Below are 22,386 nucleotides of genomic sequence, written 5' to 3' on the forward strand. Positions count from 1 at the left end.
GGAAATCAGGGAAGCTTGCGGGCCACCGGGGACAGCAGGAAGCTCACCGTCAGCACGGCCACGACGGCCAGCAGCGAGTGCAGGATCCCTACGTGCTCAGCCAGCAGCCCCAGCAGCGGCGGGCCGCACAGGAACGCCCCGTACCCGATCGTGGACACCACTGACAGCCGGGCGGCGGCCTTGGCGGGGTCGTCGGCCGCGGCGGACATGCCCACCGGGAAGCCCAGCGAGGCGCCGAGCCCCCACACGGCCAGGGCGGCGTAGGCCAGCCACGGCACCGGGGCGAACACGAACAGCGCCAGACCGGCGACAGCCATGGCCGAGCACCACCGCATCACCGGGACCCGGCCGAACCGGTCCAGCACCACGGTCCCAACGAACCGGCCGATGGTCATGAAGGTGACGAACAGCCCGTACCCTGCGGCGCCCGCCGCATCCGACTGGTGGTGTCCGTCCGCCAGAGCCAATGCCACCCAGTCCCCCGCCGCGCCCTCGGCCAGCGCCAGGCCCAGCACCATGATGCCGAGGAGCAGCGTCCGCCGGTCCCGCCAGGCCTGGGCGATCTTGCGCTTGTTGTCCAGCGGGGCCCGAGTACCGTCAGTTGACGCCCGGATGACGGGGATCGGCCCGGTGGAGGGGTCCTCGAAGTTGTCGGGCCGGTACGGTGCCGCGCGTTCCGCGGGCGTGACGTCGGCACGGAACCAGCGTGCCGCCGTCGTCACCGAGACGGCGACGACCAGCCCGGCAGCGGCGAGGTGCCAGAGGACGGGCACGCCCGCGCCCGCTGCCCAGGCACCAAGCCCGGCCCCCGCAACCGTGCCCAGGCTGAACGAGCCGTGCAGCCGGGGCATGATGTGACGGCCGATGGCCCGTTCGACGGCGGCGCCCTCCACGTTGGACGCCGTGTTCCAGCTCGCCGTGCCCAGTCCGACGACTGCCAGGCCCGCCGCAACCGCAACCGGGCTGGACAGGACGGATGTGCCGAAGCCGGCTAGGACCAGGCCGCACCCGACCATGATGCTGCCGGTCCGGATGGTCCGCCGGGAACCGAGCCGGAGCACAATCAGCCCCGACGCGGACACCGAGAGAAAGGACCCGGCCGTCATGCACAGCAGGAGCAGTCCCACCGTGCCAGGTGTGAGGCCGAGACCGTCGCGGATCGCCGGCAGGCGCGAGACCCAGGATGCAAAGGCGAGCCCGCTGGCGGCGTAGGCCACGACCACCGCGTTGCGCCACAGGGCGACTTCCCGCGCCTGGACGGCGGCGGAACTCAAGACAGCATCACGTCACGCCAACCGGACGAGGGCCTGGGCCTTGACGAGGACCTTCTGGCCGTCGAACACCACGGTGAGGTCCACGCGCGCGGTGCGTGCTTCGGCATCCAGCGCGCCGACCGCACCGCTGACGTCGATCACGGCACCGGCGTCGCCGGTTCCCGTGGTGTCGGTGACCAGCACCGGCTTGGTGAAACGCGTCTGGTAATCGACGACGGCGGCCGGGTCACCGGCCCAGTCGCTGACCAGCTGCACGGCGGCACCCATGGTGAACATGCCGTGCGCGATGACGCCGGGCAGCTCGACGCCCGTGGCAAAGGCCTCGTTCCAGTGGATCGGGTTGAAGTCGCCCGATGCGCCGGCGTACCTGACCAGGTCCTGCCGGGTCACCGCGATGCTGCGGCTGCCGATGTCCTGGCCGACGCTGAGTTCTTCGAATGTGGGGCTCATGGCTACTGTCCCTCTCCGCGGACCAGGATGGATGACTTGGTGGTGGATACCGGCTCGCGCCCGTCCCCGTCCGTCAGCACGAAAATCTCGCTGCGCGTGGTGATCATGGCACCGCCGCCCATGGCTCGCACGCCGTCGACGTGCAGCTCGGCGACGAGCCTGTCGCCGGCAAAGATGGGGCGGTGGTGGGTGAAGCGCTGGTCGGCGTGGACGACGCGGGAAAAGTCGATGCCGGCCGCCGGATCCTCGATCAGCTGGGCGTCGGCGCGCTGCGCGATGATGATCGCGAACGTCGGCGGTGCGACGAGGTCGGGGTGGCCCAGGCCCTGTGCGGCGTCAACATCGAAGTGGGCGGGGTGGGTGGCTTTGACGGCACGGGCGAACTCGCGGATTTTCTCGCGGCCGACGTCATACACCTCTGCGGCAGGGTAGCTTCGGCCCTGCAGGTCCGGATTGATAGTCATGGGTTCAAGCCTATCGGGGCCCGCGTGCCGGTTTCCTACTTGGGGATGTTCTTCCGCACACGCTGGCCGCGGACCACCAGGCCCACCATGTGCAGCACCAGGCCCAGGCCGATCACCGGCAAGGACCCGATCATGAGCCCCTGGTTGGCGGTGACGTTGCCTGCGACGTTGAGGATCAGACCGACGGCGATGAGGCCCATCGCGGTGAAGACCAGGATTTTGTAGGACTTGGGCGCGGTGACCCAGAATTCGTGCAGCACCGTGCCAGTCTACCGAGTCAGGCTGGCCGCCCCCATTCAGGGCCTTCCTTAGAAGAGGGCTTCCTGCACGGCCGGCACCTGCGAGGTGTGCTCCCCCGGTTCCACCAGCCGCCCCTTCAGCAGCCCGAGGTTCACCACGAAGTCCAGCTCCGAGCCGTCCAGGCTGACCAGCCCGTGGCTGCCGCACAGGGATCTGAGCGTGAAGCCGTGACTTCCGCCGTCCATCCCGTGCGGGTACGCGTGCCGGGAAGCCGCGGCGCACAGCGCCGCGGCCTGGGCGGGGCGGATCCACTGCTCGTCCGCAATGGCAAAACCCCCGACGGCGGTGCCCGCCAACACGGCCCGGACGTCTTCCGCCCGGCGCCGGTTCAGCAGGTCAAGCTCGACGCCGGGCATCGGCTCCGTGAGGGCCGCGGCCTTCGCGGCGCCGCGCACCTGCTGGGCAAGGCCCGCTTCGCTCGTCGCCAGGTCCTCCAGGACGCGCACCACCCGCCCGTCCTCGGCCAGGGCGACGTAGCGGGCAACCACGGCGCCCTGCTCGGCCAGCCGGTTCCATTTGCGCGGCTGCGAGGCCGTGCCGATCTTGCTGGCACCGTTGGCGAATGTGGCGACGTAGAGCCAGTGCGGCTGCATGAGATAGCCCCGCAGTCCGGCCGGGACCCGCCCGCCCCGGTGGAAGTCGTGGATCAGCCGGGTGTCGTCCGCCAGCTGACAGGTCCCGCACTGGGTGCCCCGGACCGCCTGGGCACTGTCCGGGCATGTGACGTGCCGGCGCTCGGTGGCGGAGAAGACCCGAGTGTGGCCGAGGCAGTGCCTGGCGCCGTCCGCCACCCGGAACCCGAGCCGGGTGCCGGCGTCGAGCGCCATCTCGCTGAACCCGCCGGAACGGTGCTGGAGGCGCAGAACCGGCCTGCCGCCGTCGGACGCTGCGGAAACGGCCGGCGGCCCATCCCAAAAGACCCCGTGCACCAGATAACGGGTATCGGTCACGGGGTCTCCTGGCGTTGCTGATGGCGCTTACAGCGCGGGCTGCACGCCGAACGCTACCGCGAGCTTCATGATCTTCTCTGCGCGGCCGAGGCGGGGCAGGTCGGAGCCGTCGCGGATGACGCGGCCGTTGGCTTCGAAGTCGTTCATGAAGTCGGTGGCCCAGGCGACGTCCGACGGCGTGGGGCTGATGACCTCGTTGATGACGCTGGTCTGGTCGATGGCCAGGCAGAGCTTTCCGGTCATGCCCATCATCACGGTGACGCCGGTCTGCTCGCGCAGGATCGGGTGGTTGGTGCCCACGGTGGGTCCATCGATGGGGCCCGGCAGGTTGCCGACGCGGCTGGCGACGACGAGCTTGGCGCGCGGGTAGGCCATGGCCTCCTGGGTGTTGGCCATGCCGGTGTCGCGGCGGAAGTCGCCGGAGCCGAAGGCCAGGCGGAAGGCGCCCTGGGCCTTGGCGATGTGGTTGGCTTCCTCGATGCCGAGCGCGGATTCCACGAGCGGGATGACCGGCGTCTTGCCGTCCATGCGGTGGAAGGACTCGGTGACCTGGTCCGCGGACTCGGTCTTGGCCAGCATGACGCCAAGCAGCCCCGGGGTGCCGCGCAGGCCTGCGAGGTCGTCGGCCCAGAACTTGCTGGTGGCGTCGTTGATCCGCACCCAGGCCTGGCCGCCGCCGGAGAGCCAGTTCACCACGTTCTCGCGGGCGATGTCCTTCTGCGAGGGGTCAACGGCGTCTTCGATGTCCAGGATGATCGAATCCGCGCGGGACACAGCGGACTGGTCGAAAAGCTCGGTTTTCATTGCGTTGACAAGCAGCCACGAGCGGGCGATCTCGGCGGGGATATTGCGTTCTTGCCGGGTGATCTCGGCTGTGGAAGAAGACGTCATGCTTCTACCGTATCGGGCGCGCGCCCGTATGCGCGACGCAGATCCGCCCGGCAGTGCAGACCATTACGAACAAAAGGGCAGTCTACCCCCGCGGGCACGCCTCTCCGGCACCGCCCGTCACGCCGGTTCACCGTCCGCAACGGGACGCCTCATGACCCGCTGTTGCGCCATGTTTCCGCGGATTTCCAACGGTTGCCCGCCATGACCCGGGCACTTTTCTGCGTCCTGTCGAGTGCGCTTACATCGATCCATCGGCCGTTGCAGCGGCCGGAGCGAACGTGGCGAACCCGCCAACCAACCCCCTGAAGGAAACCCCCAATGAAACGACACCTGACCATTCTGAGTGCTGCGGCCGCCGTCGTCATCGCCCTGACGGTGTCCGGCTGCGGCGGAAGCGCCGCCGGCGATGCCACAGGCGGCGCCGGGACGTCCGGCGCCAATGAAGTCAAGGAGCTGCGCTATCAGGGCTGGGCCAACAGCGTCACCCTTCCCGAGCTGGCGCAGGACCTCGGCTACCTGGGCGACGTCAAGCTGAACTGGGTGGGCAACACCATCAGCGGCCCGCAGGACATCCAGTCCGCAGCCACTGGGCAGACCGACTTCGGCGGCGCATTCGCCGGGGCCGTGGTGAAGCTCGTGGAGGCCGGCGCGCCGGTGAAGGCCGTCATCAACTACTACGGCGAGGACAGCAAGACGTTCAACGGCTTCTACGTGAAGGAAGACAGCCCGATCAGGACGGCCCGGGACTTCATCGGCAAGAAAATCGCCGTGAACACCCTCGGTGCCCACTCGGAGGCGGTCATCAACACCTACCTCCGCAAGAACGGTCTGAGCGCGGACGAGATCAAGCAGGTCCAGCTCGTGGTGGTTCCGCCGAACGACACGGAGGAAGCCATCCGCCGCGGCCAGGTGGACGCCGGGTCGCTGGGCAGCATCCTGCAGGACAAGGCCGTTGCCAACGGCGGGCTGCGGTCCGTCTTCAGCGACTTCGAGCTCTTCGGCACGTTCGCCGGCGGACCCTACGTCTTCCGGGAAGACTTCCTCGCCCAGAACCCCAACACGGTCCGGACCTTCACCACGGGCGTGGCGAAGGCCATCGAGTGGGAGCGGGCCACGCCCCGCAAGGAGGTCATTGCCCGGCTCACCAAGATCCTGAAGGAACGTGGCCGCAATGAGAACCCCGCCGCCCTGCAGTACTGGAAGAGCGTGGGCGTCCCCGCCAAGGGCGAGATCAAGGACGAGGACTTCACCCGCTGGGAGGAGTACCTGAAGTCCGCGGGCATCATCAAGTCCGGCCTTGACACCAAAAAGCTGTACACCAACGAGTTCAACGGACTCCTGACCGGGTCCAAGTAACCGCCCGAGCTATATCAACGCCACCAGCCAAAACAACGCACCGATTCAAGCAACGCACAAAGTGAGGAAAGAACGATGACCGTCATTACCGAAACCAAGCTCGAATTCTCCAAGCTGGGCTCCCGCATCGGCGCCGAGATCAGGGGCCTGGACCTCAGCGGCGACCTGTCCGCGGAGACCGTTGCGGAGATCCGCGCGGCCCTCAACGAGCACAAGGCCCTTGTCTTCCGCGAGGCCAACATCCTCTCCGACGAGGCGCAGGTGAAGTTCGCCAGCCACTTCGGCCCGCTCACCAAGGCACACCCCACTGTGGCATCCGTGGAGGGCGAGGAGAACGTCCTGCCGGTGGACAGCGAGAACGGTTCCGCCAACAACTGGCACACCGATGTCACGTTCGTGGTCAACCCGCCGCAGGCGTCCACCCTGCGCAGCATCGACCTGCCGGCTTACGGCGGCGAGACGCTGATCGCGTCCTCCGCCGGCGCCTACGCCGATCTTCCGGACGAGCTGCGCAACTTCGCCGACACCCTGTGGGCCATCCACACCAACGACTATGACTACTCCGTGCCCAAGAACCTTGAGCACGCCAACTCCGAAGAGCGCCGCAAGGAGTTCACCCGGCTGAAGTTCGAGACGGCCCACCCCGTGGTGCGCGTCCACCCGCTGACCGGCGAGCGCGGACTGTTCATTGGCGGCTTCGCACAGCGCCTGCGGATCGTGGGCCTGTCCAACACTGAATCCAAGGACATCATCCGCCTGCTCCAGGCCTACGTCACCCGGCCCGAGAACGTGGTCCGGGTGAACTGGGAACCGAACCAGCTGGTGCTCTTCGACAACCGGATCACCCAGCACTACGCCCCGGACAACTACGACGGCCAGCCGCGCAAGCTCAACCGCGTCACCATCGCCGGGGACATTCCGGTGGGCGTGGACGGCAAGCAGAGCCAGGCCCTGAAGGGCGATGCCTCCACGTACTCGGAGATCGCCCCGCTGTAGGGTTGTCCACACCAATCTGGGTCGCAGTTGTTGTCGTTTTGAAGGCTCATAACGACAACAACTGCGACCCAGTTGGGTTTTAAGGGATGTTGCTCCCCCTGGCCGTGACCCACAGCCGGTACCACTCGGCCCGGGTCATGGTCTCGGCCGCGCGGGCGGCTCCGGCGCAGGCACGGATCCGGTCCGGGTTGGCCGAACCGATGACCGGCGCGATCCCGGCCGGGTGCTTCATCAGCCACCCCAGCAGCACCGCCTCCACGGTGGTGTCTTTTTCCCGGGCCATCTCCGCCAGCAGCGCGGCCGTGGCGCCCTCGGCCGGTGTGGGTCGCTCGGGCGGGTTGCCGGTGTAATGGCCGCGGGCCAGGGCGCCGTAAGCCTGCAGCGTGATTCCCTGCCGGGCACAGTACTCCAGTGTCCCGTGCGGAAAGCTGTAGCTGCGGGCATCGGGATGGTTCACCAGCACCGTGCTCTCCAGCCAGTCCCGCTTGAGCAGGCTGAGTTCCAGCTGGTTGGCCACCACCGGGGTCTCGAGGCTGTCCTGCAGGAACTCGATCTGCGCGGCGGACATGTTGGACACGCCCAACGCCCGCACCTTGCCTTCCGCCATCAGCTTCCCGACGGCGGCCGCCACCTCCGCGGGGTCCATCAGGGGATCCGGACGGTGCAGCAGGAGGATGTCCACGTAGTCGGTGCGCAGCCGCTCGAGGCTGCCGTTCACCCGCTCCATGATGGCGTCCGCGCTCAGGTCGTAGTGTGTCTCCAGCCCCCGCTCGTTCAGCCGGATCCCGCACTTGGTCTGCAGCTGGATGCGTTCGCGCAGGCCGCTGGTGCCGGCCAGGACCTCGCCGAAGACGGCCTCGGCCTTTCCGTGCCGGTAGATGTCGGCGTGGTCGAAGAGCGTGACGCCGATGTCCAGCGCCGCATCGATCGCCTCGGCCGCGGCCTCGACGTCGGTGATTTCGTGGGGATCGGTCGACCAGTCCCCGCCCAGGCCCATGCAGCCGTAGAGCAGCCGGCCGTAGGGTGCTGCAGTCTGTTCAGTCATGGCTTCACTCTTCCATTTGTTCCGGGTCCAGCACAGAGGCCGGCCCGGGTGTCCAACGAGCCGCTGGCGGCCCCCGGTCCACTCAGACCAGGAGCCGCCAGCGTCAGTATCCCGGTGGGATCAGCGCAGCCAGGCCGTGGTGTTGGCCGGCAGCTTCCCGTCTTCCAGCGGGGCGCTGCTCACCAGCACGGTGCCCGCGGGAAGGTCGACGGCGGTGTCCCCGAAGTTGGTCACGGACTGCCACCCTCCCGGACGGCTGAAGTGCAGGACATCCGGGTTTCCCGTTTCGATCCATGCCAGCTCTTCGGCCGCCTGCAGCTCGCGGCGGAGCTTCAGTGCCGTGCGGTACAGCTCGAGCGTGGAGCCCTGGGTGCCGTCCTGCGCCTCGACGGCGTAGCCGGCGAACCACTCGGGCTGCGGCAGGTGGGCGCCGCCGTCGCCGAACCCGAAGGATGTGCCCTCCACGGACCACGGCAGCGGCACGCGGCAGCCGTCGCGGCCCACTTCCACTCCCCTGTTGCGGAAGAACGACGGGTCCTGCCGTTCGGATTCCGGAATGTCGGCCACTTCCTGCAGACCCAGTTCCTCACCCTGGTACAGGTAGGCGGAACCCGGCAGCGCGAGCATCAGGAGCGTGGCGGCGCGGGCACGGCGCTGGCCGAGATCCACATCGAGTTGCTCCGCCGGACCGCCGGCCAGCAGCCAGTCCTTGCCGTCCTGGCCCTTGGCGTGCTTGCCCTTGGAGCCCTTGGGCAGGCCGTAGCGGGTGGCGTGCCGGACGACGTCGTGGTTGGAGAAGACCCAGGTGGAGGAGGCGCCGGTGGCCGCGGCCTCCGCCAGGTTGCGGGTGATGATCTCGTGGAACTCCTCGGCGTCGAAGTCTGCCTGCAGGAGGTCGAAGTTGAACGCCTGGCCCAGGCCCTCGGGGCTGGCGTAGCGTGCCCGGCGGGTGGCGTGCACCCAGGCTTCGGCGACGGCGGTGCGCGGCGGGTTGTACTCGTTGAAGACTTCGCGCCACTCGGCGTAGACCTCGTGCACCTCGTCCCGGTCCCAGAACGGGTGCGACCCGTCGTCGAATCCGTCCGTGCCGGTGTTGGCCGCGCTCAGCTCCAGCTTGGAGAGCAGCGGCTCGGTGAGGTCCTTGGTGAGCGCGTGCGCCACGTCAACGCGGAAGCCGTCCACGCCGCGGTCCGACCAGAAGCGCAAGGTCTTGAGGAAGTCGTCGCGGATTTCGCGGTTGGCCCAGTTCAGGTCGGGCTGCTCCTTGGCGAAGATGTGCATGTACCACTGGCCGGGGGTGCCGTCCGGTTCGGTGATGCGCTCCCAGGCGGGGCCGCCGAAGACGGAGTCCCAGTCAGACGGCGGGAACTCGCCGTTGGGGCCCTTGCCGTCGCGGAAGATGTAGCGGTCCCGGGCCGGTGAACCCTTCGGGGAGGCGAGGGCTTCCTTGAACCATTCGTGCCGGTCCGAGGAGTGGTTCGGGACGATGTCGGCGATCAGCTTGATGCCGGCGGCGTGCAGGGCGGCGGCCATCTCGTCGAAGTCCTCGAGCGTGCCGAGCTTCGGGTCCACGTTGCGGTAGTCGTCCACGTCGTAGCCGCCGTCGGCGAGCGCCGAGGGGTAGAACGGGCTGAGCCAGACGGCGTCGATTCCGAGCGTCTTCAGGTACGGGACCTTGGCGGTGATGCCCTTGATGTCGCCCAGGCCGTCGCCGTTCGAGTCGGAAAAGCTGCGGGGGTAGATCTGGTACACGGACGCCTGGCGCCACCAGTTCGGATCGGCCAGACGGTCGGAATCGGAAAGGGTTGCCAGCGTGGCGGTGGTGGACAAGGGATGGTCCTTTTCTTGTGGTTGGGGTTTTTGTTGGACTGGTGTGATGGGTCTACTTGACGGCCCCGCGCATGACTCCGGACAGTACCCAACGCTGGGCCAGGATGTAAACCACCAAGGTGGGTGCCATGGCCATCAGGTAGGAGGCGAACGCGAGGCTGTAGTTGGTGTTGAACTCCCCCTGGAAGAGCATCTGCACCACGGGAAGGGTCTGCAGGGCGGGGTCGGCGATCATCATCTGCGGGAGCAGGAAGTCGTTCCATGAGCCCAGGAAGGCGAAGATGCCCACGGTGGCGTTCATGGGGGCCAGCAGCGGGAAGATGATCTTGCGGAAGACCTGCCAGGTGGTGGCGCCGTCGAGCCGGGCCGATTCCTCCAGCTCCACCGGGATGGAGCGGACGAAGGCGATGTACAACAGCGTGTTGAACGAGATGCCGCCCAGCACGTGCAGGAACACCACGCCGCCCGGGTTGTCCAGGCCGAGGAGGGCCGTCTGCTTGATCAGGGGCAGGATGATCACCGGGAACGGAATGAACATGGCCGAGAGCAGGTACATGAAGGAGCCGCGGAAGAATTTCCGGTTCCAGTTCCTGGCGATGGCATAGGCCACGAGCGAGCTGCAGGCCAGCGAACCGAGCACGCTGAGCACGGTGACGAACGCCGTCGACATGAACGCCCGCGGGAAGTTCGTTGCCACATAGGCGGCGCCGAAGTTTTCCCAGTTCACCGGGCTGGGCCATTCCAGTCCCGTGCCCGTACCGATCTGGTCCGGGGACTTCAGTGCCATAGCCACGGTGAAGTACAGCGGGAGGAGCACCGTCAGGGAGGCCACCAGCATCAGCGCGGTGAGCCACCAGTTGACCTTGTAACCCTCCCGGCCGGAGCGGTTTTTCCTGCGGAGCGGGTTGGCTGCGCTGTTGGAAGTGCCGGGGCTGTTTGAAGGGCCGGCGCTGTTTGTACGGCGGCCGGTCAGTGGAAGAGCTGTCATTAGAGTGAAACCCCCCGGCGCTGGATAAGGCGCAGCTGGATGACGGAGATCAGCAGGGTGATCAGGAAGTAGATGACCGCGTTCGCCATCTGGTAGGAGTAGTCCCCGCCGGTGAAGCCGGAGAAGATGCGCATGGCCACGGACTGGGTGGCCATGCCGGGCCCGCCGCCGGTGAGGCCCACGATGATCTCGTAGGTTCCGAGGAAGCCCTTGAAGCCGAGGATCACGTTGATGACGAGGTATCCGAGGATGAGTGGCAGGGTCAGGCTGGCGAACTGCCGGAAGCTGCCTGCGCCGTCGAGGTCCGCGGCCTCATACACCTCGGCCGGGACGCTCTGCAGCCCGGCCAGGTAGATGATGGTGGCGCCGGGGGCCGCCTGCCACACCGTGACCAGCACGATGGCCAGCCAGGCGTAGTTCTCGTTGGCCAGGATGCTCGTGGCCAACGGCGTCACACCGAGGCTGTCCGCGATTACCGGCAGGGTGTTGGAGAACAGGTAGTTGAACACGAAGGAGACCACCAGGGCCGAGAGCACCATGGGGATGAAGAACACGGTGCGGATTCCGGTGCGCCACTTGATCCTGGCGTTCAGGCCGAGTGCGATCGCGAGTGCCACGACATTGACCACCACGGTGGTGGTCAGGGCGAACACGAAAGTGAAGATGTAGGACTGCAGGATGGCCGGGTCTTTGAAGATGTTGACGTAGTTGGACAGGCCGATGAACTTCCAGTCGCCGTAGCCGGCGTAGTTTGTCAGGCTGAAGAACACGCCCACGAGTGCCGGCAGCGTGATGAAGAAGGCGAACAGCGCCAGGACCGGCACCACCATCCAGTAGTAGGCAGGATCGATCCTGTTCTTGGACCTGCCGGTGCGCTGCGGGGATTTCGGGGGAACGGCGGGCGCGGCGTGCGGGGCTGCCTGCACCGTCTCTGAGGTTGTAGTCATGGGGCTCCTGGATTCGGGCGGGTCAGACCGCGGTGCGCTCGGCCACCCGGCGCCATTCGTCGTCGAGGGCGGCAAGGAACTGCTCGGTGTTCTTGCCGTACACGAAGGACTGGATGTAGTTGTACAGCGGTACCGACGGCGGGAAGTAGGTGGTTGCCCCCTGGTAGTACCGGCCCTCCCGCACCGAGGCCGCGAGGCCGGTGATCTGGGGATTTTCGACGGCGGGGGCTTCCTTGAGCGGCGAGAACGCCGCGTTCTTTTCGTTGTAGGCGTTCACCACGGAGGGGTTCAGCAGATAGCTGACGAACCGGCGTGCGGCGGCCATGTTGGGCGTGTTGCGGGTGATGGACAGGGCCATGTCCACGTTGACCCGGGCTTTCGTGTCCGCGGGGTTGTTCGTGACGGGCAGCGGAAAGCTGCCGAGCCTGACGTCCTTGTTGGCGGCCACCAGTTGGGACAGCGCCCACGGGCCCTGCAGGTACATGGCCGCCTGGCCCTTGGCGAACGCGGCGTTGCCGTCCGCGTAGTTCTTGCTGATGGCGCCCTTCTGCGAGAAGGCGGCCAGTTCGAGCATCTTGGGCAGGACCGGGCCGAAGTTGCTGGTGAACGATTCCTTTGCGTCTTCGCTGATGGCGGCACCCTTGGCGGCGAGCTTCGCGAAGAAGTCGGCGACGTCCAGCGTGCCGCCCGCCAGGTAGTCGAACATCCCCTGGCCGAGGGTCCAGCTGTCCTTGAACGTGCCGTAGATGGGCGTGATGCCGGCGGCCTTGAACTTCCCGCAGGCCGCGACGAACTCGTCCCACGTAACGGGGACGGACACGCCCTGCGCTTCGAAGATGTCGCGGTTGTAGATGACCCCGGCTGCTGCCAGGGAGAACGGGAGGGCACTGGTCTCGTGCCCGTTGTACTGCCCCCACGAGCTGACCAGGTCCTGGACCTTGGGGTCGATCGTGGCTGCGGCCGGATGGTCTGAAAGGTCGGCGAACACGCCCTTGCGGACGAAGTCGGCGGTCGCCTGCGCGAAGCCGCGGGTCACGACGTCGGGAGGATCGTTGCGGACCAGGCCGGGAACGAAGTTGCCCTCGTTGAAATCCTGGATGACGCGGATGTCCGGGTTGAGTGCCTCGAAGTCCTTGATCACCTGGTTGAAGTAGGCCACCACCTCGGGCTTGTTCTGCATGAAGCGCAGGGTGGTGACGCCGTTCTGGCTGCTGGGGACGGAACCGCAGCCTGCCAGCGGGAGGACGGCTGCCGCGCCGGCGAGCCCGGCAGCCTTGAACAGGGCTCGCCGGCTGAGCGGGATGGTGCTCACAGCGCGGAGGCCGGGGCGGAGTTCTGGCTGGCCGCGGGGCTTTTCGGATTCCGGAGTTGGCGGTGCTTCGAAGGGCTGTTCACAGTTGCTCCTTTGCAAAAGGGCTGAGGAAAAAGCTGGAAGGAGAATCCCGTGGCCGGCGGCCGTCCGGCCCACAAGGTTAGTTTATTTTAGATCTAAATTTAGTTCCTCAAGTATTATGTGGGGCAGAGCACAAGGAGGTCAACACCATGTCCGAGATGACGGCGGCAACACCCCAGCTGCTGCGCCGGGTGAGCGCCGGAGCTGTCCTGGATTTCATGCGCGCCTCGGGTGCGGTGACGGTCACCGAGGTCATCCAGGCCACCGGCCTGACCCGCGCCACGGCCATCTCCGTGTGCGAGGACCTCATGCAGCGCGGATGGCTCACCGAGCTGGAGAACCAGCGCGCCTTTGGCGGTTACCAGAAGGGACGGCCTGCCCGGCGGTTCGAACTCAACGAGCGCGCAGGCTACGTCCTGGGAATGGACGTGGGCTTCTCGAAGGCGACGGTGGTGGTGTCCGACCTTCGCGGCAAGGTGCTGGGACGGGCCAGCCAGCCGTTTGAGATTGAGGACATGTCCGCCGAGGAACGTGTGGGGGTCATCGACCGGGCCGCCACCATGGCGCTGCACAGCGTGGGGGCCTCCCCGGACTCGGTGCTGGCAGTGTGCGCAGGCATCGCCGCACCGGTGGACCGGAACGGCAACATCCTGGCGGCCCAGCGCTTCTGGGGGCTGTTCGACGTCGGCCTCAAGTCCGCGCTGAAAGAACTGCGCGGATGGACCGTCCTGCTGGAGAATGACGCCAACCTCGCCGCCCTCGGCGACAGGTGGCGGGGCGCGGCCGCGGGGGTGGACGACGTCGTCGTGATCCTGGCCAGTGAACGACTGGGTTCCGGCGTCATCGAGGACGGCCGCCTGCTGCACGGCAGCGGCGGCGGCGCGGGCGAACTCGCGTACCTGGACCTGGTGGAGGGTGTGGGCGACACCTACGGCATCGCGTCGCTGGCGCGGGTCTGGGCGGCGGAGGCGATGGCGGGAGCCGCCGATACATCGCTTCGTGAACATGCCGCAAGGGGGGCCGAGGCGGAGCACGTCTTCGCCGCAGCCGCCGCCGGTGATGCGGAGGCGCTGAAGATCCTCGACCGGCTGGCCGACAGGATGGCCCGCGTGATCGGCTCGGTGGCCACCATGATCAACCCCGAGCTCGTGGTGATCGGCGGGGCGGTGGCCAACTCTGCCGGGGTCCTGCTCGGGCCCATTGCTGCCCGGCTGCCGGAGTTCACGGTCACCCCGCCGCGGGTGGCGGTCTCGCCGCTGGGCGATTCGATCGTGACTGTGGGCGCGGTCCGGCGGGCCCTGGACTACGTGGAGACGAACACCCTGGACCTGGAGCTCAACGTCCCGGCCTGACCCCGTTCAAGCGCGAACGTACACTTGGGGCCCCAGAAGCGGGTGGTTCTGGGGCCCCAAGTGTACGTTCGCGCGACGTCTGCGTGCCGGAGCTGGCGTCCTCGGGGTTCACGTCGATAAGCCCGTTCCCCGGAACGGATGGCCGCGTCCCGGTCCACGGGGCACGTGCTGGCCGGGTTCCCTCCCCCGGCAACGGCTGACCAGACCACGGCGTCGTGGTTCCGGAGCCCGGCGGCCACCTCCGCCGTCGTCGAGTTTTCAACGTCAAGGACCGACGGCGATGCACCGGTGGCGGCGACCTCCGCCGCATGGTCCGGGTTGCGGATGAAGGACGTGACGCTGTGCCCCTGTTCTGTGAGGAGGGTGGGCAGTTGCAGGGCCACCTTGCCGTGGCCGCCGATGATTGCGATACGGGCCCTGTCCCCATTGTGTCGCAGGCGCGGCGCCCGCCGCAGGCCGGCGCCGCCGTCCGTTCATCACGGCCGGTTGGCGTAGCGGAGGAAGACCGTGCCGTTGCCGAACCGGCGCTCCTCGAGCAGCTCCAGCCGCAGCCGGACGTCAGCCGGGAGGAAGGTCTTGCCGCCGCCTACTGCCACGGGCGAGAGGAACATCTGGAACTCGTCCACCAGGCCCGCCCGGATGGCCTCCCCGGCGATTTCCGCGCCTCCGATCGCCAGGTCCCGGCTGGCGCCGGCCTTGAGCCGTCCGACGGCGTCGGCGCTGAACTCCCGTTCGATCCGGGTCCGGGCGGTGGTCACGTCCTGCAGGGTGCGGGAGAAGACCACCTTGTCGGCTGCCTTCCAGAGATCGGCGAAGTCCCGGATATGGCCGGGTATCTCGCCGAAGTCCTCCGGATGGTCCCAGGCTGCCATCACCTCGTACATCCGGCGTCCGAGCAGGTGCGTTCCCGCCGGCCGCATCAACTCGTTGACGAAGGAATGCACCTCGGCGTCCGGCTCGGCCCAGTCGAACTTGCCGTCCCGGTCCGCGATGTAACCGTCAACGGACATGAGTCCCGAATAGATCAGTCTGGCCATGCCGGCTCCTGTTGTCCGCCTGCCTGTTTGCCTTGTTTGTGCAGTCCGACCTTAGGTTCAAGCCGCCCGGATGACAACGGTTGCGCCGGTTTCGGGGGCATCCGCAGCGTTCCCACAGGATTGCATCAAGACCTCATCAAGGTTCCGGTTCTCCCTTATTCCGGCTGACATGCTGGTTGACGCATCAAGCAATTCGTACGGTTTCAGGAACGATGGGGGAAACATGCCGTTAGGCACGTCCAATCACACAGGCCTTTCCAAGGCCGCACGCCAGTTCGGACAGACACGCCAGCTCAGAGAGGCACGACGCCGGGTGGCTGCCTTCACCTCGGCCGTCACGTCCGGCCCCTGGGTCCGGTCGCTGTCCGCTGCCGCCGTGGCCGCCGGCCTGCTGCTCACCGGGCTGGCAGTGCCCGCCGAGGCCGCCAGCTACTATTCCGCGCCGCTGCGCACCGCCGCCCGCGCCCTCACGGTGGCCGCGGAGAACAACGCCGGCTACGACCGGACCCGCTACTTCGGCACCTGGCTGGACACCAACCGTGACTGCCAGAACACGCGGGCCGAGGTCCTGCTGCAGGAGGCCAAGGTGGCCGCGACGTTCACCACCGCGCGCCGGTGCACCGTGGGCACGGGCCGCTGGGTCACCAGATGGGACAACCGCACGCACACCCTGGCGTCGGCCGTGGAAATCGACCACACGGTCCCCGTCCACGAGGCGTGGGGCTCCGGGGCCCGCTACTGGTCACAGGCACGCCGGGTGGCGTTCTACAACGACCTCGGCGACGACCGGTCCCTGAACGCGCAGACGGCGGCGCTGAACTCCGCCAAGCAGGCCAAGGGTCCCGAGGCCTGGATGCCGCCGGCGAACCGCTGCGAGTACATCGGCAACTGGATCGCCGTGAAGATCCGCTGGGGCCTGCGGGTGGACAGCGCCGAAAAGGCAGCCCTGATCCGCTACGCGGACTCCTGCCCGAACGTGCGCATCAGCGTCACCAGGGCCTAGGCCTGGTTGCGGGAAGTCACGCAGCCAAGCTAGCCCCCGCACGAAACAGCCCCGCACCGCCGCAACGGCGGTGCGGGGCTTTTTTGTCAGACCTCGAACATCCCGTAAACCCAGATGTTGGCAGAGGGCATCGCGAGTTCGGACATGGGCACCCTCCGGGCACCGGTTCGGGTCAGCCAGAATCTGTTGTCCTTGGTGGGCGTCTTGACCGGGATGCCGGCGTTGTCCACCAGAAAAAGGCTTGTGGACGTGGCGGACATGCCCTCCATGGACGCCCGCTTGGTCAGGCTCCTCGACGTGACGGAGCCGCCAAAGGGCGATGACATTGCGGCGTGAGTGCAGGTGATGAGGCCGGTGCTCTTGTTCATCGCCGTGGACGTGACCAGCCCGTTGAGAGACACCCAGGCGGAACCGTTCCATGAGACGTAGTCCCCCAACCCCGCGGGCTGCGAGGCCTGGATGGTGATGCTGTTCAGGCCGACGGACGCGCCAAGCTGGTAACCGGCGGCGGCCAGCGTCTCGTCGGCAACCACCACCACGGAGCTCACCTTCAGGCCGTCGAACCCCATTCGGACGGTGACTGACATGTCGTCCAGGGCATTCTCCGTCGACACCACCCCCACTGGCGTGTGCCGGTCGTCCTCGATCAGGGAGAATCCCAGGCCGCTGTTGCGGACCGCACAGGCCACCATCCGGTACCGCCGGCCGTCTGTGCCGCGGACGATGCCCGTCTCGTCTGCCTTGAGGTCCAGGGCGGCCTGCTGCGCGGCGGAAACCGGCTTGTCGGCGTCCGCCGTGTTGTCCACCGCCGAGAGCCCCACGTCCGCCTTGCTCAGGGCAGGGGCGGTCCCCGGACCAGGCTGGTCAGTGCCAACTGGTTGATCAGTGGGAGGCGCGGATGGTGCCGGGGTTGGGGCCACCTCGGCCGGCACTGTGGGAACGGTTGTTGCGGACGCCGGTCCGGCGGTGACGGTGGCCAGGGCAAGGAGACCTCCGCCGGCCGCCGCGATCCGCCCCAGATTCAAAAGAGCACGGCGGTCTACGCCGACTTCACCAAACCACTCCACTGTGTTCCCCCCACGGGCACCATTTCTGCGGCCGGGGTTTGCACCCCGGCCGGTAATGCTGCCGAGCCTAGGAACGCAAACTTGGAATTAGGCTGGGGCCGCCAGCCCTGATTGGGGGGTGGCACTCAAGCTCTGGGTTACGGAAGCAGTCCACGATGGGGCACATTGACACGGGACACGCCGGCCGCCGTCGTAATTTACGACGCCGACTCCCCCAAAGCGCCCCACGACGGCTTGGCCATCAGCCGAATGGGTGCCGCTGGCCAAAAACAAAAGCAGGCCAGGGGCTGAATGCCTCTGGCCTGCAGATTCTGTAGCGGTGGGGAGGCTCGATCTCCCGACCTCACGATTATGAGTCGTGCGCTCTAACCAACTGAGCTACACCGCCACGAATGAGAAAAACCTGTGTCAAGCCGGTCAAGACCGCCTTGACACAGGCCCTCATTCCGAGCCCCCCACCGGAATCGATCCGGTGACCTCGTTCTTACCAAGAACGCGCTCTACCACTGAGCTAGGGGGGCAACGAGTAAATACTCTACCGGAAGATTTCGCACTCAACAAATCGGCCGCGGAACGTGGTTTCCAAGACGGGAAAAGCCCGGAAATCCGGGCTTGGAGCGGCCTTCCGGCCCCGTTTGGAAGACCTTTCCGGGCCCTTCGGGACGCAGATGTGACGAAGCGTACATGCGGGCCATGGGGAACTGCCTTAAATAGCAACAGGCCGGCTGATCAGCCGGCCTGTTTCTATTCGGATGCGGAATCCACCGCAGCCTCATTCATCACGGGAAGATCGCGAAGGTGTGGTTACCACTTGCCCTTGCGGTTGAAGTCACGGTGGCCGCCATCGCTGCCGTGGCGGGGCTTGCGCGAGCCGTCGCCGTGGCCGCCGAACCGGGAGTCGCTCGACTGGCCGCGGTCACTGAAGGAACGTTCGGAACGCTCGCTGTACGAACGGCCGCCGCGGTCAGCGGAGGAACGCTCGCCGTCGTTCTTGCGATACTCCTTTTTGAAGCCGCCGCTGCCCTTGAAGTTGCCGCCGCGGCCGCCCTGGTAGCCTCCACGGTCTCCCCGGTCGCCTGACGGGCGACGTCCGGAGTCCAGCTCGAGGTGGATGAGCTCGCCGCCGATCCGAGTGCGCCACAGGGCCTTCAGCTGATCGGGGCTCAGATCGGCCGGCAGCTCCACGAGGGAGTGGTCCGACCGGATGTCGATGCCGCCGATCTGCGACGAGGAGATGCCGCCTTCGTTGGCAATGGCGCCCACGATGGAACCCGGCATGACGCGCTGGCGCCGCCCGACGGCGATCCGGTAGGTGGCGTTGCCTTCGGTGAGCGCACGGGTCGGGCCCCGGGAACCGAAGCCGTCCTTGGACCGTTCGCGCTTCTGGAACTCCGGAGCAGCAGGCAGTTCCTTGACCAGCAGCGGCTGGCCGCCCTGGGCCATGACCGCCAGTGCCGCGGCGATTTCTGCCGCCGGCACGTTGTGCTCTTCCTCGTAGGAGGAGATGAGGTCGCGGAATGCAGCCACATCCTCGGACTCAAGGGTCTCGGTGATCTTGTCAGCGAACTTGCCCAGGCGCAGGGTGTTGACGGTCTCGGCGGTAGGCAGGTGCATCTGCTCCACCGGCTGCCGCGTGGCCTTCTCAATGGAACGCAGCAGGTACTTCTCGCGCGGCGTCATGAACAGGATCGCGTCGCCGGAGCGGCCGGCCCGGCCGGTGCGGCCGATGCGGTGCACGTAAGACTCGGTGTCGTGCGGGATGTCGTAGTTGACCACGTGGCTGATGCGCTCGACGTCGAGGCCGCGGGCAGCGACGTCGGTGGCAACCAGGATGTCGATGCGGCCTTCCTTGAGCGCGTCAACGGTGCGTTCGCGCTGCTGCTGCGGGATATCGCCGTTGATGGCGGCAGCCTGGAAGCCGCGCGCCCGGAGCTTGTCGGCGAGGTCCTCGGTGGCCATCTTGGTGCGGACGAACGCGATGACGCCGTCGAACTCTTCGACCTCGAGGATGCGGGTCATGGCATCGAGCTTGTGCGGGCCCATAACCTGCAGGTATCGCTGGCGGGTGTTGGCGCCGGTGGTGGTCTTGGACTTGACCTGGACCTCTGCCGGGTTGTTCAGGTACTGCTTGGACATCCGGCGGATCTGGCTCGGCATGGTGGCCGAGAAGAGCGCCACCTGGCGGGATTCCGGGGTCTGCTGGAAGATCTGCTCCACGTCTTCCGCGAAGCCCATGCGCAACATTTCGTCGGCCTCGTCCAGCACCAGGTACTGCAGTTCGGAGAGATCCAGGGAGCCCTTGGCGATGTGGTCGATCACACGGCCGGGGGTGCCCACAACAACCTGGGCGCCACGGCGCAGGCCGGCCAGCTGGGGGCCATAGGCGGAGCCGCCGTAGACGGGGAGGACGGTGAAGTCTTCCATGTGCTTGGCGTAGGAAGTGAAGGCCTCGGCAACCTGGAGCGCCAGCTCGCGGGTCGGGGCGAGAACCAGGGCCTGCGTCTTGCGGGACGGGCCATTGAGGTCGTGGAGCTCGGCCAGCCGTGACAGTGCCGGTACTGCGAATGCTGCAGTCTTACCGGTACCGGTCTGGGCCAGGCCTACTACGTCGCGGCCTTCGAGCAGCAGCGGAATGGTGGCTGCCTGGATGGGCGAGGGCTTTTCGTAGCCGACGTCCTGCAGGGCGGCGAGGACCCGGCCGTCGAGGCCAAGGTCGGTGAAGCGGACGCCTTCTTCTTCCGGCTCGGCTGCAGCGGGGGCTGCGGCCTCGGCGGGCTCGGCTGCGGGGACAGCAGCCTCGGTGAATTCGATGTTGGCCGCTTCGGCGGTCGCCGTTTCCGTGGCGTCGATGTTCCGGGCGTCGTCGTGATTTTCGGGCATAGGGAGATGTTCCTCATCCATAGGGGGCCAGGCGGCACAACCCGAGGTGAGCGGAGCCGCAGTACATGTGCCGTGGGCGCCGGGCATACATTGACCGGCCGGTCACGTAGAAGTCCGGCGCTTTCGCAATCCCGTGGCAGGACTTCGCACTGCATCTCTTGGCTGCTATCCCAGCAGTCTGTACAGCGTTTTCTTCAGCCGGCTCTCCCTATGAAACTGCCCGCATCACATTTGCGGGCCCCAACACTTGCCAGTCCTGCCTCAAAAATTGGGCAGGAATAAGGGATTTCCGGAGTGGGGGATGTTTCAAGTGTAAGGCATGACCCCGCATGCCGACGAACCGAGGACCCGGCAGGGGCGGTGAGCTTGCGCACAGGCGGCGTTTCTGCCCCGGTTTTCGCGCCGATGCAGCCCTCCGCCCGCGCCGTCCCGGGGGGTGCCCGCGCCGGGCTGCCGAAAGCGGTGCCGAAACGCGGCAGGGCGGCTCGCGCTAGCCGCTGAGTCCTAGCCGCCGACCCGGCGGAGCATCTGCTCGAACCGGTCGTGGTACTCGGGCTGCAGCCGGATTTCGCCGTCGGCTTCGGCGTCGCGCAGGGCCTCGACGGCGTCGACGTCGGGCTCGCTGAACCAGCGGCCGATGGTCACTCCATGCTTGGGCACGAAGAGGCGGTGGATGTGGTCGCCTGCCTGCACGGAGCCGGTCTTGACGACGCGCAGGTACGCGCCCACCCTTCCGGCCTCTGCGAAGCGCTTGACCCACTGGGTCTCGTCCATGCGCCGCTGGAACGTCGCACACGGAACACGCGGCGAGGTGACCTCGACTTCCACTTCCAGCCCGATTCGCCAGCGTTCGCCGATCACGGCCCCCGTGGTTTCGATTCCTGCGACGCGCAGGTTCTCCCCGAAGATCCCGGGCGGGAGTTCGCGCTGCAGCTCCCCGATCCAGTAGTCGGCGTCGGCCTGGGAATAGGCGTAGAGCGCCTGGTCCTCTCCCCCGTGGTGGATGCGGCTGGCCTGGACGTCACCGTGCAAACCGAGCTTGTGTACCTTCACCGGCCCGTCCACCGGGCGTTTGTCGATGGCGGTGACGCCCACGCTTCCCTCGTCCGGAAGGAGCTGGTGGACCCGGCAAACGGCGAGAACAGTGGCTGTGTGCATGGCTCCAGTTTAGGTTCTCGGGCTGACCAGCGCTTTTGATCTTTCCGGCGGGATGGTGGGCGTGGAAATTTATTCACCGAGGCACCCTCCAGCCACTAGGCTTGCTGCAGTATTTACCGGCTGGACGGACAGCCGGTAACCGCCGGCCGCAGCCAAGCGTTCCGGCCGCCAACAGCACGCAGCCAAGAGCGCCGCAGCCAACCGCGCCGCAGCCAAGAGCATGGAACAGCAGGGGGGAACCATGGACCCGGAGAAGGACCCGAGCAAGGACGCTGGCGGGGCCCGGAACGACGACGTGACCGGCGGAAACGACGGCAGGTCCGGTGACGACGCCTCCCGCGGGCCGGCCAAGCCGCCGCCCTGGCAGGTGCCCAAGCCCGAGCTGCACCCCGAGCTGCTGATCCCCGGCACGCCGGGACGGGAAGACAAGGGACGGGAAGACGAGGGACAGGGCGGCCCCGGACAGCCGGGCACCGGCAAACGAGGCAAGGGAAAGCCAAGCAAGGGAAGGCCAGCCCAAGCAACCCCGGCGGAAGGCACCCAGAACCACACCGGCTTCCCCCAGCCCAGCCCCGTCTTCGACCCCTTCGCCCGTGACCGCGAGCGCGATGCGGCAGCCCGGAAGAAGCGGTCGCAGCGCCGCACGGTAGTGGTGGGCCTCGGCGTCACGGCCCTTCTGGCGGGCACCATCACCGCGATCGTGGCCAGCAACGAACAGGACCCCGATTACGCCCAGGTCTGCTTCAACGAGGAGACAGGTGAGCGCGTCGAGGACACCCAGTGCAACAGCTCGGCCGGCCGCGGCGGTGCCCTGTACGCCTGGTACTTCTATGCCCGCGGGGCCAGCGTTCCGGGCATCGGCCAGAACAGGACGTCCTATCCGAACTTCACCCGGACGGTGCCGCAGGGGGCCAAGACCTCCACCGGCTACAGCTCCAAGGGCGGCACGGTCAGCAGGGGCGGCTTCGGCAGCAGCTCCAAGGGCGGAAGCACGGGAGGCTAGGG

Annotated in this window: 20 protein-coding genes, 2 tRNA genes and 1 pseudogene; 5 read left to right on the forward strand and 18 right to left on the reverse strand. The window is 67.3% G+C overall.

Going from position 1 to position 22,386, the window contains the following annotated elements; translation table 11 throughout:
* Nucleotides 1-5 precede the first annotated feature (5 nt).
* Genes ACFVTE_RS08425 through ACFVTE_RS08450 form a run of 6 tightly spaced genes read right to left on the reverse strand, consistent with a single transcriptional unit; the run spans nt 6 to nt 4,329 of the window.
* Nucleotides 6-1,274, reverse strand: a complete 1,269-nt coding sequence (locus ACFVTE_RS08425; RefSeq protein WP_387099091.1) for an MFS transporter — start codon at nt 1,272-1,274, stop codon at nt 6-8.
* A 12-nt stretch (nt 1,275-1,286) separates the two neighbouring features.
* Complete coding sequence (locus ACFVTE_RS08430; protein WP_387099093.1) at nt 1,287-1,724, reverse strand: MaoC family dehydratase; 438 nt, start codon at nt 1,722-1,724, stop codon at nt 1,287-1,289.
* Between the two features lie 2 nt (nt 1,725-1,726).
* The gene (locus tag ACFVTE_RS08435) at nt 1,727-2,188 is read right to left on the reverse strand and encodes a MaoC family dehydratase N-terminal domain-containing protein (protein ID WP_387099095.1); all 462 of its coding nucleotides are present in this window, start codon (nt 2,186-2,188) and stop codon (nt 1,727-1,729) included.
* A 35-nt stretch (nt 2,189-2,223) separates the two neighbouring features.
* Nucleotides 2,224-2,448 carry a DUF3188 domain-containing protein gene (locus ACFVTE_RS08440; RefSeq protein ID WP_387099097.1) on the reverse strand — a complete coding sequence of 75 codons (225 nt, stop codon included), beginning with the start codon at nt 2,446-2,448 and terminating at the stop codon, nt 2,224-2,226.
* A 48-nt stretch (nt 2,449-2,496) separates the two neighbouring features.
* Nucleotides 2,497-3,438, reverse strand: coding sequence for a DUF2797 domain-containing protein (locus ACFVTE_RS08445; RefSeq protein WP_387099099.1), 942 nt, complete (start codon nt 3,436-3,438; stop codon nt 2,497-2,499).
* A 27-nt stretch (nt 3,439-3,465) separates the two neighbouring features.
* On the reverse strand, nt 3,466-4,329 hold the full coding sequence (locus ACFVTE_RS08450; RefSeq protein WP_387099101.1) for an HpcH/HpaI aldolase/citrate lyase family protein: 864 nt from the start codon (nt 4,327-4,329) through the stop codon (nt 3,466-3,468).
* 318 nt (nt 4,330-4,647) lie between these two features.
* Between ACFVTE_RS08450 and ACFVTE_RS08455 the strand changes: the two genes are divergently transcribed.
* A complete protein-coding gene (locus ACFVTE_RS08455) occupies nt 4,648-5,685 on the forward strand; it encodes an ABC transporter substrate-binding protein (RefSeq protein WP_387099103.1) in 1,038 nt (345 codons plus the stop codon).
* 75 nt (nt 5,686-5,760) lie between these two features.
* Complete coding sequence (locus tag ACFVTE_RS08460) at nt 5,761-6,681, forward strand: TauD/TfdA dioxygenase family protein (protein ID WP_387099105.1); 921 nt, start codon at nt 5,761-5,763, stop codon at nt 6,679-6,681.
* A gap of 79 nt (nt 6,682-6,760) precedes the next feature.
* Here the strand turns inward: ACFVTE_RS08460 and ACFVTE_RS08465 are convergent, their stop codons facing one another.
* The 5 genes from ACFVTE_RS08465 to ACFVTE_RS08485 all read right to left on the reverse strand — a co-directional run bounded on the left by ACFVTE_RS08465 (nt 6,761) and on the right by ACFVTE_RS08485 (nt 12,803).
* Complete coding sequence (locus ACFVTE_RS08465; protein ID WP_387099107.1) at nt 6,761-7,726, reverse strand: aldo/keto reductase family oxidoreductase; 966 nt, start codon at nt 7,724-7,726, stop codon at nt 6,761-6,763.
* Between the two features lie 120 nt (nt 7,727-7,846).
* Nucleotides 7,847-9,556, reverse strand: a complete 1,710-nt coding sequence (locus ACFVTE_RS08470) for a glycoside hydrolase family 13 protein (RefSeq protein WP_387099109.1) — start codon at nt 9,554-9,556, stop codon at nt 7,847-7,849.
* 52 nt (nt 9,557-9,608) lie between these two features.
* Nucleotides 9,609-10,544, reverse strand: coding sequence for a carbohydrate ABC transporter permease (locus ACFVTE_RS08475; RefSeq protein WP_387099111.1), 936 nt, complete (start codon nt 10,542-10,544; stop codon nt 9,609-9,611).
* Nucleotides 10,544-11,491, reverse strand: coding sequence for a carbohydrate ABC transporter permease (locus tag ACFVTE_RS08480; RefSeq protein WP_387099113.1), 948 nt, complete (start codon nt 11,489-11,491; stop codon nt 10,544-10,546). The genes ACFVTE_RS08475 and ACFVTE_RS08480 overlap by 1 nt, the downstream gene beginning before the upstream one ends.
* Nucleotides 11,492-11,513: 22 nt before the next feature.
* Entirely contained in the window at nt 11,514-12,803 is a 1,290-nt protein-coding gene (locus ACFVTE_RS08485; RefSeq protein WP_387099115.1) for an ABC transporter substrate-binding protein, read from the reverse strand.
* 230 nt (nt 12,804-13,033) lie between these two features.
* Here ACFVTE_RS08485 and ACFVTE_RS08490 point away from each other — a divergent pair, with 230 nt between their 5' ends.
* A complete protein-coding gene (locus tag ACFVTE_RS08490; RefSeq protein WP_387099117.1) occupies nt 13,034-14,236 on the forward strand; it encodes an ROK family protein in 1,203 nt (400 codons plus the stop codon).
* A gap of 119 nt (nt 14,237-14,355) precedes the next feature.
* Here ACFVTE_RS08490 and ACFVTE_RS08495 read toward each other — a convergent pair.
* Together ACFVTE_RS08495 and ACFVTE_RS08500 are read right to left on the reverse strand one after the other, a co-directional pair.
* Nucleotides 14,356-14,673: pseudogene (locus ACFVTE_RS08495) on the reverse strand (NAD(P)H-binding protein); the annotation flags it as partial.
* A gap of 39 nt (nt 14,674-14,712) precedes the next feature.
* Entirely contained in the window at nt 14,713-15,273 is a 561-nt protein-coding gene (locus ACFVTE_RS08500) for a dihydrofolate reductase family protein (RefSeq protein ID WP_387099119.1), read from the reverse strand.
* A gap of 313 nt (nt 15,274-15,586) precedes the next feature.
* Between ACFVTE_RS08500 and ACFVTE_RS08505 the strand changes: the two genes are divergently transcribed.
* A complete protein-coding gene (locus ACFVTE_RS08505) occupies nt 15,587-16,276 on the forward strand; it encodes an HNH endonuclease family protein (protein ID WP_387099121.1) in 690 nt (229 codons plus the stop codon).
* An 86-nt stretch (nt 16,277-16,362) separates the two neighbouring features.
* On the opposite strand, the gene ACFVTE_RS08510 is transcribed toward ACFVTE_RS08505, so the two are convergent.
* From ACFVTE_RS08510 to ACFVTE_RS08530, 5 genes are all read right to left on the reverse strand, one after another.
* Nucleotides 16,363-17,343, reverse strand: coding sequence for a hypothetical protein (locus ACFVTE_RS08510; protein ID WP_387099123.1), 981 nt, complete (start codon nt 17,341-17,343; stop codon nt 16,363-16,365).
* A 314-nt stretch (nt 17,344-17,657) separates the two neighbouring features.
* A tRNA-Met gene (locus ACFVTE_RS08515) sits at nt 17,658-17,731 on the reverse strand.
* A 61-nt stretch (nt 17,732-17,792) separates the two neighbouring features.
* Nucleotides 17,793-17,864 (reverse strand) — tRNA-Thr (locus ACFVTE_RS08520).
* 283 nt (nt 17,865-18,147) lie between these two features.
* On the reverse strand, nt 18,148-20,223 hold the full coding sequence (locus ACFVTE_RS08525; protein ID WP_387099125.1) for a DEAD/DEAH box helicase: 2,076 nt from the start codon (nt 20,221-20,223) through the stop codon (nt 18,148-18,150).
* A gap of 504 nt (nt 20,224-20,727) precedes the next feature.
* Complete coding sequence (locus tag ACFVTE_RS08530; RefSeq protein ID WP_387099127.1) at nt 20,728-21,381, reverse strand: MOSC domain-containing protein; 654 nt, start codon at nt 21,379-21,381, stop codon at nt 20,728-20,730.
* 220 nt (nt 21,382-21,601) lie between these two features.
* Between ACFVTE_RS08530 and ACFVTE_RS08535 the strand changes: the two genes are divergently transcribed.
* The gene (locus tag ACFVTE_RS08535; RefSeq protein WP_387099129.1) at nt 21,602-22,384 is read left to right on the forward strand and encodes a Tat pathway signal protein; all 783 of its coding nucleotides are present in this window, start codon (nt 21,602-21,604) and stop codon (nt 22,382-22,384) included.
* Nucleotides 22,385-22,386: the final 2 nt, after the last annotated feature.

The sequence above is a fragment of the Arthrobacter sp. NPDC058097 genome (assembly GCF_042884885.1).
In the GTDB taxonomy this organism is placed as follows: domain Bacteria; phylum Actinomycetota; class Actinomycetes; order Actinomycetales; family Micrococcaceae; genus Arthrobacter.

Bases quoted from the DNA above. Each gene is read 5' to 3' on its own strand.
- ACFVTE_RS08430 (WP_387099093.1), bottom strand. From the start codon at position 1,724: ATGAGCCCCACATTCGAAGAACTCAGCGTCGGCCAGGACATCGGCAGC.
- ACFVTE_RS08435 (WP_387099095.1), bottom strand. From the start codon at position 2,188: ATGACTATCAATCCGGACCTGCAGGGCCGAAGCTACCCTGCCGCAGAG.
- ACFVTE_RS08450 (WP_387099101.1), bottom strand. From the start codon at position 4,329: ATGACGTCTTCTTCCACAGCCGAGATCACCCGGCAAGAACGCAATATC.
- ACFVTE_RS08455 (WP_387099103.1), top strand. From the start codon at position 4,648: ATGAAACGACACCTGACCATTCTGAGTGCTGCGGCCGCCGTCGTCATC.
- ACFVTE_RS08460 (WP_387099105.1), top strand. From the start codon at position 5,761: ATGACCGTCATTACCGAAACCAAGCTCGAATTCTCCAAGCTGGGCTCC.
- ACFVTE_RS08465 (WP_387099107.1), bottom strand. From the start codon at position 7,726: ATGACTGAACAGACTGCAGCACCCTACGGCCGGCTGCTCTACGGCTGC.
- ACFVTE_RS08475 (WP_387099111.1), bottom strand. From the start codon at position 10,544: ATGACAGCTCTTCCACTGACCGGCCGCCGTACAAACAGCGCCGGCCCT.
- ACFVTE_RS08480 (WP_387099113.1), bottom strand. From the start codon at position 11,491: ATGACTACAACCTCAGAGACGGTGCAGGCAGCCCCGCACGCCGCGCCC.
- ACFVTE_RS08490 (WP_387099117.1), top strand. From the start codon at position 13,034: ATGTCCGAGATGACGGCGGCAACACCCCAGCTGCTGCGCCGGGTGAGC.
- ACFVTE_RS08500 (WP_387099119.1), bottom strand. From the start codon at position 15,273: ATGGCCAGACTGATCTATTCGGGACTCATGTCCGTTGACGGTTACATC.
- ACFVTE_RS08525 (WP_387099125.1), bottom strand. From the start codon at position 20,223: ATGCCCGAAAATCACGACGACGCCCGGAACATCGACGCCACGGAAACG.
- ACFVTE_RS08530 (WP_387099127.1), bottom strand. From the start codon at position 21,381: ATGCACACAGCCACTGTTCTCGCCGTTTGCCGGGTCCACCAGCTCCTT.
- ACFVTE_RS08535 (WP_387099129.1), top strand. From the start codon at position 21,602: ATGGAACAGCAGGGGGGAACCATGGACCCGGAGAAGGACCCGAGCAAG.